13 protein-coding genes are annotated in these 12,840 nt (G+C 52.2%); 6 read left to right on the top strand and 7 right to left on the bottom strand.

Going from position 1 to position 12,840, the window contains the following annotated elements; genetic code table 11:
• Window positions 1–398: 398 nt before the first annotated feature.
• Together AC16KF_RS17165 and AC16KF_RS17160 are read right to left on the bottom strand one after the other, a co-directional pair.
• A complete protein-coding gene (locus AC16KF_RS17165) occupies window positions 399–809 on the bottom strand; it encodes a Zn-ribbon domain-containing OB-fold protein (protein ID WP_484038580.1) in 411 nt (136 codons plus the stop codon).
• Window positions 810–1,038: 229 nt separating this feature from the next.
• On the bottom strand, window positions 1,039–1,503 hold the full coding sequence (locus AC16KF_RS17160; protein ID WP_484038579.1) for a DUF3597 domain-containing protein: 465 nt from the start codon (window positions 1,501–1,503) through the stop codon (window positions 1,039–1,041).
• 204 nt (window positions 1,504–1,707) lie between these two features.
• On the opposite strand from AC16KF_RS17160, the gene AC16KF_RS17155 reads away from it, so the two are divergent.
• Complete coding sequence (locus tag AC16KF_RS17155) at window positions 1,708–2,931, top strand: glycosyltransferase family 4 protein (protein WP_484038578.1); 1,224 nt, start codon at window positions 1,708–1,710, stop codon at window positions 2,929–2,931.
• Between the two features lie 79 nt (window positions 2,932–3,010).
• Window positions 3,011–3,868: an NAD-dependent epimerase/dehydratase family protein gene (locus tag AC16KF_RS17150; protein ID WP_484038577.1), complete on the top strand. Its 858-nt coding sequence runs from the start codon at window positions 3,011–3,013 to the stop codon at window positions 3,866–3,868.
• 35 nt (window positions 3,869–3,903) lie between these two features.
• Here the strand turns inward: AC16KF_RS17150 and AC16KF_RS17145 are convergent, their stop codons facing one another.
• Window positions 3,904–4,119 carry a DUF4926 domain-containing protein gene (locus AC16KF_RS17145; RefSeq protein WP_484038576.1) on the bottom strand — a complete coding sequence of 72 codons (216 nt, stop codon included), beginning with the start codon at window positions 4,117–4,119 and terminating at the stop codon, window positions 3,904–3,906.
• A 9-nt stretch (window positions 4,120–4,128) separates the two neighbouring features.
• Window positions 4,129–4,461, bottom strand: coding sequence for a DUF6883 domain-containing protein (locus AC16KF_RS17140; RefSeq protein ID WP_484038575.1), 333 nt, complete (start codon window positions 4,459–4,461; stop codon window positions 4,129–4,131).
• Between the two features lie 177 nt (window positions 4,462–4,638).
• Here AC16KF_RS17140 and AC16KF_RS17135 point away from each other — a divergent pair, with 177 nt between their 5' ends.
• The 3 genes from AC16KF_RS17135 (at window position 4,639) to AC16KF_RS17125 (ending at window position 7,879) form a co-directional block, all read left to right on the top strand.
• A complete protein-coding gene (locus AC16KF_RS17135) occupies window positions 4,639–5,658 on the top strand; it encodes a glycosyltransferase family 4 protein (RefSeq protein ID WP_484038574.1) in 1,020 nt (339 codons plus the stop codon).
• Between the two features lie 221 nt (window positions 5,659–5,879).
• A complete protein-coding gene (locus AC16KF_RS17130) occupies window positions 5,880–6,017 on the top strand; it encodes a hypothetical protein (RefSeq protein WP_484038573.1) in 138 nt (45 codons plus the stop codon).
• Between the two features lie 140 nt (window positions 6,018–6,157).
• Complete coding sequence (locus tag AC16KF_RS17125; RefSeq protein ID WP_484038572.1) at window positions 6,158–7,879, top strand: alginate lyase family protein; 1,722 nt, start codon at window positions 6,158–6,160, stop codon at window positions 7,877–7,879.
• Window positions 7,880–8,102: 223 nt separating this feature from the next.
• On the opposite strand, the gene AC16KF_RS17120 is transcribed toward AC16KF_RS17125, so the two are convergent.
• From AC16KF_RS17120 to AC16KF_RS17110, 3 genes are all read right to left on the bottom strand, one after another.
• Entirely contained in the window at window positions 8,103–8,969 is an 867-nt protein-coding gene (locus tag AC16KF_RS17120; protein ID WP_484038571.1) for a dihydropteroate synthase, read from the bottom strand.
• A gap of 399 nt (window positions 8,970–9,368) precedes the next feature.
• Entirely contained in the window at window positions 9,369–10,895 is a 1,527-nt protein-coding gene (locus AC16KF_RS17115; protein WP_484038570.1) for a methylenetetrahydrofolate reductase C-terminal domain-containing protein, read from the bottom strand.
• 225 nt (window positions 10,896–11,120) lie between these two features.
• Entirely contained in the window at window positions 11,121–12,308 is a 1,188-nt protein-coding gene (locus AC16KF_RS17110) for a glycosyltransferase family 4 protein (protein ID WP_484038569.1), read from the bottom strand.
• Between AC16KF_RS17110 and AC16KF_RS17105 the strand changes: the two genes are divergently transcribed.
• Entirely contained in the window at window positions 12,307–12,771 is a 465-nt protein-coding gene (locus tag AC16KF_RS17105) for a response regulator (protein ID WP_484038568.1), read from the top strand. The genes AC16KF_RS17110 and AC16KF_RS17105 overlap by 2 nt on opposite strands.
• Window positions 12,772–12,840 lie beyond the last annotated feature (69 nt).

The raw sequence follows: 12,840 nt of genomic DNA, 5'->3' as shown, positions 1-12,840 counted from the left end.
TCAGAGGATCAATCACAACCGGCAATGGGTGATTACCCAAGCAAGAGAAGGAAGGTTCACAAACAACGATATGGAACAACAATTGGCGACTTTGACCTTGCAGGAGATAAGTTATAAGCGCGACCTGTCTGCATTAGGTCAGACGATAAATATCAATGCGCTCAATAACTGGGAAGAAAAATTTGAGGAGTACTTGGCGGATTTACAGGTAGGTGTTGTAGAGTTAAAAGAAGCCGCTCCTCAAACTGAAGAGGAGCGACATAGAGTATTCTTACTCAAGAAAAAGGTCGTAGATACCTTGGTTGAGGAGGTGACGATCAACAGAAATCGAGAACTAAACGTTGTGATTCGCTTGGATTTACAAAAGATTCTCGATCAAGATGCAGGTTTGGAGAACCTTAGCCCTGCGGCATATTCCAGGCGGGGCGAAATTTATACCCATACACGATTAAACCTCGTTCATCGCCGTCGTTGCGCATTTTGCGCGTCACCATTTCGACGGGCATGCCGATCTCGACGGCGTTGTTGTCAACGTCTGTTAACTGCGCGGTGATCATGGGGCCCTCATCCAACTTTACCAACGCAACAGTGTAAGGCGCGTTGGCGTCATAGCCTGCGGGGGCTTCGTACACGGTGGTGAATGAATACACCTCGCCTTTGCCGCTGAAGGTGTACAGGTCTTTGGCTTCGTCGCCGCAGTTCGGGCACACGTCGCGCGGGGGGAAAATTTTGTAATCGCAATGCGGGCACACCTCGCCGACCAGCCCGTAGCGTTGTTTCTTGAGTCTCCAGTGTCTTGGAATTTCCATGATTGCTTTCCTTTCGCAAGGGTAATTCTATCCCGCTGGACTCTCAAAGACTCTCAAACTGGATTCTTTGCAAGAATGTTTATGGGATGACTTGCCCGAGTCAGCCCGACGGGAGGGCTGATTCGCCAGTGGCGACCCAGCCGCAAGGAGGAGGCGAAGCGCCGCGTCCGCAAACAAAAACAGCGCAGACGTTATATATCCGTCTGCGCTGTTAGTCGATCCGACTCTTTTAGTCGAGCAATTCCTTCGGAATATTGCCGCCGTTTGCGGCGATCTTCTTGAGGACTTCCTTGTGAAGCCAGGTGTTCATCTTGGCTGAGTCGCCCATCAGATCGGCGGGGCAACCGAGTTCGGTGGCGAGTTCCTTGCGAGCATCGAAACTGGATTCGAGGTCGAGGAGTTTGAGCAAGTCCACGATCGAGGTTTTCCAATTGAGTTTGGCGGGGTTTGCCTGAGCGAGACCCTCAAGTTTCGCAACCACATCCACCTCAGAGATGGCTTTCGGCGCGACAGCCGCGGGACCTCGCAGGACCGCGTCGTCCTTTTCCATTTCGCGCGGTCTGAAGGCGGGCGTGGTAACAGGTTTCGCGGCAGGAGCGGGTTTGGGCGCAACCGCGGCGGCGGCGCTTTTTGCGGGCTCTTCCTCTTTCTTACCGATACCCAACTTGCTTAGGATTTTGCTGAAAAAACTCATAAGATATTCCTTTCGAATTTATATATGTTGTCAGGGGAATTTCTCCTGCGTGGTCATTATAAACGATAATATGCTTGATGGATGTGCTGAGTATTATAGATTTTGATCATCCTCTATTCACGCCGCATTTTGCCAGTTCAAGTTGATTCGTTGTTCTTCGGCAGTTCGTCGCCTCGGTACGCAAATAATTTATAATCGCTCCCAATGAAGATACTGCTGATCAACCAAGCCTTCGTCTCGCCCGATGAGCCAGGACACACGCGTCATTTCGAGTTGGCAAAATTTTTGCAATCGCGCGGACACGAGCTGGTCATCGTTGCCAGCGATTTGAACTATCAAACGGGTAAGCGGACTGTTGAACGCAAAGGAGTTTTCGCCGAGCAGATCATTGACGGTGTGCGGGTTTTACGCGCGTATATTTATCCCGCTCTGCATCGCAGTTATTTTTGGCGCGTGATTTCGTTTTTCAGTTTCATGTTCAGTTCGGTGTGGACTTCTTTTCGGGTAAACGATGTGGACTTGGTTCTAGGCACCACGCCGCCGATCTTTCAAGCCGTTTCCGCGTGGTTCGTAGCATGGATTCGTCGCAAGCCGTTCCTGCTCGAAGTCCGCGACCTGTGGCCCGAATTCGGCGTGAGCATGGGCGTGTTGAAGAATCCGATTGTCATTGCGCTGGGACGTCGGCTGGAGAAATTCTTGTACGCGCGTGCAGCCCATATTTTGGTGAACTCTCCCGCGTACAAAGAGTACATGATCGGCAAAGGCGTGCCTGAAAAGAAGATCACTTTCATCCCCTACGGCACAGACGTGGATATGTTCAATCCGCGAGTGGATGGCTCATCTATCCGCGCCGATCTGGGGTTGCAGGATAAATTCATCGTGTTGTACGCAGGCGCATTGGGACAGGCGAACGACATTGACACCATCCTCCGCGCGGCGGAACGCTTGAAGCCGTACGACAAAATTCATTTTGTCCTCTTTGGTGATGGCAAAGAACGCCCACGCCTGCAAAACGAAGCGAAACGGATGAAACTCACAAACGTCACCTTTGCAGGCGTCCGCCCCAAAAAGGACATGCCGCGTGTCGTCGCCTCTGCGGATGTGTGTCTCGCCATCTTGCAGGATATTCCCATGTTCCGCACCACATACCCGAACAAAGTCTTCGACTACATGGCGGCGGGACGCGCCACTGTGCTCGTCATTGATGGAATCACGCGCGAATTAATCGAATCGTCGTATGGCGGAGTCTTCGTCCAGCCGAATGACGATGAAACACTTGCCGAAACGATCCTCGATCTTTCAAAGAATGTGGATATTGTCCAACAAATGGGACAAAACGCCCGCGAGTATTTGGTCAAGCATCTTGATCGACGTGATAAGCTGAATGAGACATTGGAATTGCTCGAAAAGTTAGTGCAAAAGAATTAGCCACGGAGACACTGAGCCACAGAGATTTTTTTAATAGATTTTCTCTGCGTTCTCTGTGTCTCTGTGGCAAAAGATGATTATGAAACTATTTGTCACAGGCGCGACGGGCTTCACTGGCTCACGCGTCGTCCATCTTCTCCTCAAAAACGGATACGAAGTCCGCTGTCTTCACCGCGCCTCCAGCGATCGTTCGACTCTTTCCGATCCCAAAATTGAATGGGCATTGGGAGATTTATCCGATACCCAAGCTTTGACCTCTGCCATGCAGGGGACCGACGCCCTCGTCAACATCGCCTCGCTCGGCTTCGGTCACGCGGACTCGATTATCCGCGCCGCGAAAGACGCAGGCATCAAACGCGCGGTCTTCATCAGCACGACTGCCATCTTCACGCAGTTGAATGCCAAGAGCAAGAAAGTCCGCGTGGCGGCGGAACTTGCCATCGAAACGAGCGGGCTACAGTACACCATCCTGCGCCCGACGATGATCTACGGCAGTCCACGCGACCGAAATATGTGGCGACTGATTCGCTTTATACGAGTCTCTCCAATTATTCCTGTTTTCGGCGATGGAAAATCTCTGCAACAACCCATCTTCGTGGACGATGTCGCGCAAGCGGTGGTAAGTTGCATATCAAACGACAAGACGATTGGCAAAAGTTACAACATCGCAGGGAAACATCCGCTGGCGTACAACGAAGTCATTGATACGATTGCTAAAGCGATGAACAAGCGAGTGTGGAAACTCCACATCCCTTCGAAGCCTGTCGTTGCTATGCTAAGTCTCTTCGAGCGGATGCGAATTCCATTCCCCATCAAAGCAGAACAAGTCCTGCGGCTGAACGAGAACAAAGATTTCAGTTATGCCGAAGCACAGACGGATTTTGGGTTTAGTCCGCTGGCGTTTGAGGAGGGAATAGAAAATGAGTTGAGAAAATAAAAACTCAGAGATTTTACTCTCTGAGTTTTGAGTTCTCAGGCGAATTCTGGCTCGTAGTGCAGAACCAGCAACTTATCTGCCTTGACTGCGAGCTCTGCATAGGTCTGCCCTTCTTTATCAACAAATTCAACCTCAAAGGCATCAAGCGCGAGGATTTCAACCACCGTCCCAACCTGCCCGCGTTTTAGCTCGTGTTCGGGGAGATCATCGGTCAATGCAACCACATCAAGTAATTTAACTTTGTTTTTCATTTCGTACTCCTACAAGACATAGCAACTTGTAAGCCGTGGAAAATCTTCATTGGTGCGGATTATCCATGCCGTGCGGACAGTTGCCTGCCCTTCTTGTCTTGACATCGTAAAGTCTACCACATAACGTTGACCGTACTCATCTCTCTCGGTTGGTGTCGCATCTTCAGAAACAATTGCGGACAGAATTGCGTCGCGGAGTTCTTCTACGTCATCTGATGTTATGCCGAGCGATGTGGCAAAGACGCGGGCTTTATGTTTCCCGCGAGGATGACTGGCGCTCAAGCAATAATCCCGCAATTTCTCGATTTCAACAACGGCGCGGGCGGCGTTTGGCAGTTTCATCTGTGAAAATTATACCGCCGCTTTCGGGTTCAGTCCGCTGGCGTTTGGAGGAGGGGATAGGGGTTGAGTTGAACTAGGCGGCTGAGTAGCTTGAAATACTCATCGGGCGGGGTAAGGGAGAGACAACAGCCTATTGAAGCGAATCAATTCCCCAATTCTCCATTACAATCATCCTCAATGTCCTCCCTCATCGCATTCTCCATCTTAGCCATCCTCTCCTACTTCCTCGTCCATCTCATCCGCCGTTACGCGGAGCGGCGGCAGATCCTCGACCATCCCAACGCGCGGAGTTCACATTCCATGCCCACGCCGCGCGGCGGAGGGGTGGCGATCGTCGTCCTCGTAGCGGGAGCAGGCTTATGGTCAATGAAAGAAGCGGAACTCAATCACGCGTTGATCTATCTCGTCTGCGGAGTCGTCATCGCATGGCTGGGCTGGCGCGACGATGTTTCGTCATTGTCACCAAAGATTCGCTTTGCCGTGCAGGGACTCGTCGCGGCGGTCTCGATCTATGGGCTGGGATATTTCAAAACGGTCACCATCCCGTTGTTCGGCGAGTTGCATTTGGGTGTCGTCGGAGTCATCATCACGTTTTTGTGGATCATCGGACTCGTCAACGCCTATAATTTCATGGACGGCATTGACGGCATCGCGGGCGGCGTCGCGTTTGCGAGCGGGCTGGGTTGGATGATGCTCGCGTCGAACATGCGCAACGCGTTTGTGTTTGCGGTCGCGCTTGCCATCGCCGCGAGCAGTTTGGGTTTTCTCGCGCACAATTGGCATCCCGCGAAAATTTTCATGGGCGACGTTGCCAGCACATTTCTCGGTTATACCTTTGCGGTTCTGCCCTTGCTCTCCGCCGATCAGGGCGGTGACGCGCTCATGCTCGGCACGCTCCTGATGTGGACGTTCATCATGGACGCGGGCGTCACGTTCATCCGCCGCGCGCTCAAACGCGAAAACGTCCTCGCCGCGCATCGCACGCATCTCTACCAACGACTCGTCATCGGCGGGTATCCGCATCACATCGTCAGCACGTTGTATCTCATGCTCACACTTCTCGCGGGCGTGCTGTCATTCGAATGGTCATCGGGAAGCCGCCTCGCCCCGCCATTGATCATCATCGGACTTCCGCTCATTTGGATTATCCTCTCTCGACATGCTAAGCAATTAAATTTGGACGCTGATAAACGCTGATTGCGCTGACAAAACCCGATTAATTTTTTGGATTTCCTTTCTACATGCCTCTTTCGCCCTTTGACTTTTATCTCCCCCCAAAATGTTGAAGAAACTCCGAACACTCGCTTCTCTCTACCGTGAGCTTGGTCCTCGCTGGTCAGCCTTTCGCGTCGCCTACGCCTTTCGTCTCCGCACGGGACTCATCCGCTTGCAGATGCCGATGGGTGAATGGAGTGATTATGTACACCTCCTCGGTGAGCGGAGTGGCGAACGCCCTTCTCGTCACGCCGTCGAAGCGCGACGCTTGCCAGAAAATATTTCTTGGAATCCACAAACCGCCAGCGCCGAAGCAGATCGCATCCTCAACGGCGAAATAAAATACTTCTCCCACCAATTCATCAAAACTGGATCTCCTCCCAATTGGCACCGCGATTATGTCACCCTGAGCGAAAGCGAAGGGTCTCTCCTCTCACAGTCAGAGATTCTTCGGTCGCAACAAACGCTCCCTCAGAATGACATGGCGAAACATTGGTCACAAATCTCCGACGATTCCTCTGCTGACATCAAATTCATCTGGGAACCCAATCGCTTCGCCTTCGTCTACACCCTCGTCCGTGCTTATGTGGCAACGCACGACGAAAAATACCCCGAAGCCTTCTGGACTCTCATCGAAGACTGGGCGCAACACAACCCTCCCAACACAGGACCCAACTGGATGGATGGACAAGAGATCGCCCTCCGCCTCATGGCGTGGACGTTCGGTTACTTCCAATTCTCCAATTCTCCTTCCTCCACTCCCGACCGTAAAGCAAAATTCATTTTGCTAATTGCCGCGCAAACGAACCGTATCTATAAAAACATCAGCTACGCCATCTCCACGCGCAGTAACCACACCATCAGCGAAGCCTTCGGCTTGTGGATGGTCGGCCTGCTCTTCCCTGAACTCAAACACGCCGAAAAATATCTCACCCTCGGACGAAACCTCCTCGAGCAATCCGCCGCCGAACAGATTTTCCTCGATGGCGCTTACTCGATGTACTCCCTCAACTACCATCGTTTCATCCTTCATATTTACTTGTATGCCATTCAACTCGGAGAACTCACCCACTTTCCACTTTCCACTGAACTCAAAGAATCGGTCGCCAACTCCATTACTTACCTCTCCCACCTCATCAACCCCGAAACAGGCGAAATGCCCACCTACGGCTCCAACGACGGCGCGCTCGTTTTGCCGTTGAACAACTGTGACTTTACCGACTACCGTCCGCTGTTGCAACTGGGATGGTACATCACCAAAGAAGAATTCCTCTTCGATCCTGGTCCATGGGATGAAGATATATTTTGGTTATGTGGCGCAGAATCCCCTTCTCCCCGCGGGAGAGGGGTTAGGGGTGAGGGCGAAAAACAGAAGAAAGAAGAAAGAAGAAAGAATCTTAGCGAACTTCGCGTGCTTAGCGGTGAGTCGTTCCCCGATGGGGGAGTTTACCTCCTCCGCTCCTCCAACTCCCACGCCCTCCTCCACTGCACGGACTTCACCTCCCGTCCCTCCCATGCCGATCAACTCCACGTTGACTTATGGATTCGCGGATACAACATCGCCATTGACGCAGGCACCTACCTCTACAGCGGACAAGGCGTCTGGCGCAACGGACTCGCGCACACGAATGTCCACAACACCATCAGTGTTGATGGTAAAGACCAAATGACAATGGTCAGCCGCTTCACGTGGACGAATTGGTCAAAGGGAAAAGTTCTCAGGCACGATAAGAATCTCTGGCAGGGCGAGCATGATGGTTATAAACCTGTATCTCACAAGCGAACGGTGATGGCGCTCGAAGGTGATCGCTGGCTTGTGATTGATCAACTCACTGCAAATGAAACACATCATTACGCGCTTCACTGGTTGCTCGCCGATTTTGAAGTACAGGAGCTTGCTCCTGCACATGGATTGTTACTTCAAACAAAAACGGACGGCAAGCCGTCCGACTCCAGAATTAAGATTCAAATGGGAATGCTCGACGGAAACGGCAAACTCTCAATCGTCCGCGCCGACCCCAACTCCACGCGCGGCTGGCGTTCACGCTATTACAGTCATAAAGAACCCGCCATCTCAATCCAACTCGAAGCGACTCAACCCCAAGTCACCTTTTGGAGTTTCTTCGGGCTTGAGGATGATGTTGTTGAAAAAGTTGGGAATGAACTGAAAATTAATTCAAAGTCAATTTCGCTGGTTGAGTAGGGCGGAGTGAAGCGAAGCCCGTATCGAAACCAGCAGGAATCAAGAGTAATCTTGTAACCAAAATTATTTCGCAGCGCGGTGGTTTCGATACGCTCCTCACTCCGTTCGTCGCTACTCAACCACCGAGATTTATCAATCTCCAATCTCTAATCTCCAGTCTCTAATCTCTAATCTCCAATCTCTCAATTCTCTAATCCTCCAATTCTCCTCCCTCAATTACCAATTACTTCTTCCCCTCCTCCTCCCTCAACTTCTCCGTCGCCCTAAAATACTTCAAATACCGCATCGAATTCGCATCCTTGCCGAGAAGCAAATCAATCGCCTTGATCGAATTCCCCAACTTGATTGGGTCCGTAATAGACGTGGTCACGCCTGCCTGAATCGCCAATGCAAGGAACGCGCTATTCACCGCGTGACGGTCAGGCAGACCAAACGACACATTGCTCGCGCCGAGACTGATATTCACGCCGTATTCTTTCACGATCAATTCAATTGCCTTCAATGTGACCAGACCCGCCTGGCTGTTATGCCCAACCGTCATCACCAGCGGATCAATGATGATGTCCTCCGCAGGGATTCCCATCTTCGCCGCGCGCTCGATGATCTTCCCCGCCGCCGCGAGACGCCCCTCCGCGGTGGGTGGGATGCCCTCGTTACCGATCGCCATCCCGATCACCGCCGCGCCTCGATCTTTGACAATGGGCAGGACTGTTGCCAATTGTTTATCTTCGCCATTGACCGAGTTCACTAACGGCTTCCCAGGCGTGACTTTCAATCCCGCTTCGAGAATCTTCGGCTCATTTGAGTCAATGCACAATGGAACATCCGCCACCGCCAATATCGCCTCCACTACCTTCGGCATGATCGCCGCTTCATCAATCTGCGGATGCCCAACGTTTACATCCAACACATCCGCGCCCCAAGCGACCTGTCGCTTTGCGAGATGTTGAACATATTCGAAATTCTGGTCTACCAAAGCCTGTCCCAACTTCTTGATTCCCGTCGGGTTGATCTTCTCGCCAATAATGACAAACGGCTTATCGTGACCGATAGTCACAGTTTTGGAATTACTTTTCAAAATAGTGTGCATTGTATTCCTCCAACGTAACGCGACATTTTGCAAATTAACCAATAAATCTAGCAATAAACACGATATGGATTGTTGCCATAAATCTAATCCCGAAGGGATGACAGGATTCTAAAAACGGCAGAATGGGTTTCCAAATCCCGAAGGCGTCGCGTGGCGCCGTGGCGACAGATGACATAAATATTCCGCCTCTGACACCCCTTCGGGGTTGAATATGATACATCCTGCAATCCTATAATCATTTGACCCCTTCGGGGTCTGTGGGTTATGTTGTATTGCACGGTTTAATTGTTAACCTACAATATGTCGCGTGTGACTTTACAGCAATTGCCGCGGCGACCTTAATTGTTTTTCTCAGTATCTCTGCAACTCTGTGGCTGAACCTGCATTCATCAATAGTTTCTATACAACTGGCACGCCGAGTCCGCTTGAGCGGACTTCCACGAATTGAGGCAAGGGCGCTTGTGCTGAGTTCGTCGAAGCATCAGCCCGACGGCCCAACCCCGCCTCCAAAACGATCCTCGGAATCACCTCATCCCACCCCACAGGCATCAAATGGATTCCGTGTATGCCCTGCTTCTCGTAGCCGCGTATTTTGCCAATGATCTCCAATGCGATCTGAATTCCCTCCTCTTGCGCATTGCCCGCTTGGTCTGCAACTTCGATGCGATGCAATACATCTTTGGGCAAATACACCCCAGGGACTTCCGCCAGTTTCTGTGCCATCTTCAAACTCTTGATCGGAGTGACTCCAGCCAGAATAAAAACTTTATCCAGCACGTCTCTTTTTGCCAATTCGTTCAGCCACCGTTCCATGCCGTTCACATCGAAGATCAGATTCGTTTGGAAGAACTGCGCACCTGCATTGACCTTCTTCTGCTCACGCAATGCCTGAAACTTGACGTTCGATGAAAACGGTGAGGCCGCCGCGCCTAAAAAGAACAGCGGCGGATTCTTGATCTCGCGCCCGTCGAGAAATTTCCCTTCGTCGCGCATTCGGCGCAAGACCCACAGCATTTGAATCGCATCCAGATCGTTGATCTGCATATTGTCACGCGGTGAAGGCGACATCTTCGCGCTGTCGCCTGTTACGCACAAGACATTTCGCACGCCCAACGCAGTCGCGCCGATGATTTCGCTTTGCACGCTTCCACGCGAGCGGTTGCGCGCAGACATTTGCAGGACAGGCTCGGCTCCCTGATTCATCGCCACTTGACTGCACGCCCACGACGACATGCGCGGCGTCGCGCCTTGATTGTCTGTAAAATTCACCGCAGTAACCAGTGACTTCACCATCTCGATGTTGCGGATTAGTTTATCGGTCGAAGAGGAGAGGGGAGGCGTTATCTCGGCGGTGACGACAAAATCGCCTGCGACCAGCCGTCCCTGAAGAGAAGAAGCGTTTCCGTCGTACGCGGGCGCATGATACTCCGAATCGCCCTTCCACCATGCGGGCTGTCGCACAGGACGGAAAATCCCATCAACAGTTTGCGCGCGCGTTTCAACAGAAAGCAATCCTGTAAATATTTTTTTCGCGCCGATGTTCCATGCGTTTTTGAAAATTGCGCCCCACGAATCTTTCCCCACTTTTTCCCAATCGAGCGGCGGCAGAACTTCGAGCAACAAATCTTCGCGCCCCCATTCAAACGAGCGTTCGTAAATTTTGTACCAGATGCACGGGCGGCTTGGGTCAACGTAACACGTCTCCGATGTCGAGCCGCCGCACGGACCGTTTCGCAAACCTTTCGGGCATTCCATCGGGCAGATCAGCGCGGTTTCGGCGAGCAAACAATTTCCGCACATGCGGCACCCAAACAGCGGACCCTTCACGCTGTATTCGATCACGCGCAAGGCACGCTCACCGAACGTCTCTTTTTGGAATGGGGAATAGGCGGGTTGCCAGCGTCGTCCTGGAGTGAAGCCTGTCATTCGCGCTCCTTCGGATTATACATTATATATAATTTTCGACTGGCTGGATTGTACTCCCGACTCGCGAAAAACTGGAAGAGGCAAATTGTTACGAGTAAAGACCAAAACACAAGCCGCGCTATGTAATTGGAAAATAGCGCGGCTTGTGCAATGTGACCACTGAGCAGTTCAGAGATAAGAGCTTACTTTCTTTTGATCGTCAGGCAAGCGCATAACGTCGACGGGTTAATTGCCAATTACTCCTCTATAAAAACCCTCTGCCCTCCGCATAGTATTCCCGTATTCCGCCCGCGTGGAAATGATCTCGCGATTCAAACTTGCGGACTTTTCGCGCAAGGCTTTGTTTTCGATGGCTTCGATCAGCGCCGATGCAATGGATTGCGGATCATTAGAGTCGCATAGCAACCCGTTTTCATTCGGCGTGATCCATTCGCGGATGGATTCGAGATCGCCAGCGACGGGGAAGCATCCGCATGCCATGCCTTCGAGCAGGGTGTTCGGCGTGCCGTCGTGAATGGAGGGTGAGACCAGTATCGGCGCGCGGCGATACACATCGGCGATTTGGTTTGATGGTATCAGACCGAGCAGTCTCACTGAGTTCTCGATTCCCAATTCTCTCATCCTCCGAATTGCTTCTTCTTCTCCCGCCATACCGGTGCAAATAAATTTCGCGTTTGGGTGTGTTGCCAGTACAAGAGGGATAGCCCTGAAGAACATGTCGTTCCGCACGTAAGGACGAAACCCGCGCGGGTTCAGGATGATTGGTTCTTCGACGGGTTTCACTGGTGGATAAAACAGATCTGTGTGGATACCGCCGTTGCCTGGCGCGACAAACGTAGATTTCGATGAATCGAAACGCCATTTGACCGCCAGCCGAATATCACGGTGACAATCGGAATGAATTGCGTCTGCGCGTTGCATTGTGCGGCGCGTGTAATAGCGCATGAGCGGGGAGGAGGGCCCGTGCAAGGTGAAATCGTTGCCCCAGGTGGAGACGATTAACCTGTGATCTTGATGCGCTCCGCGAAGATCATGCGGGACTCCTCGGCCGCCGATTGCATATGCGGCAACCATCCCCTCATAGGGAATACGCATGGCGTGGATGAGATCGGGTCGCGCCTCGTCTATGAACGCGCGGAGCTGTTTTGCCGCGCGACGAATCGTCAGCGGACCGAGCCATTGCCGAATGACTGTGCGCAAGCCCAAGGTCCGGGCTGAGGCGGCGCCGGGGCGCTGAGTCGCTTTCTTGAGCCCGCTAAAGGCGACGGGGATGGTCTCCATCCGCTTGATGGGCAAATCCAACGTTGCGGGAAATGTGGAGGCGATATAAACCTCATCGCCGCGCTCGACGAAATGGCGAATCCAATTCAGCGCAATGGGCGAGCGCGCGTCTACCACGAAGAGGATTTTCATGTTTGCGATTATACGTCATTGCCCGAAGCGGCAAGACGGGGTATATTTGCCGGGCATGGACAAAAAGAAGATTTTGGTCGTCGAAGACAACATGGATAATTACGAACTCATCCGCGTGATTCTGGAGCACGGCGGCTATGACGCTTTTCAGGCTGTGACCGGGCGCGATGGCGTGGACGCGGCGCGATTGCAAAAGCCCGACTTGATCCTGATGGATTTGAGCCTGCCCGAGATGGACGGTTGGAACGCGGCGGAACGAATCAAGGCGGACCCTGCCACACAAGATATTCCCATTTACGCGCTCACCGCGCACACCCTGCCGCGCGATCGTTTCCGCGCCATGCAGGCGGGTTGCGACGGCTACTTTACGAAGCCTTTGAATGTGGAAGGCTTTTTGGCTGAAGTGCGCAATGTGTTGGGGAAAAAGAAGAATAAACGCCGTCCGAGGAAATTGATCTTTTAAAAGTTAGGACTTACGCAGTTGAACCTGTTGCGCCGTAGTTGCACTGCGGCGGCGGCAGTACAACTGCCC

This window comes from Candidatus Defluviilinea gracilis, assembly GCF_057138825.1.
The sequence above is the reverse complement of the archived record's forward strand: the minus strand, read 5'-3'. Positions and strand labels throughout refer to the sequence as shown.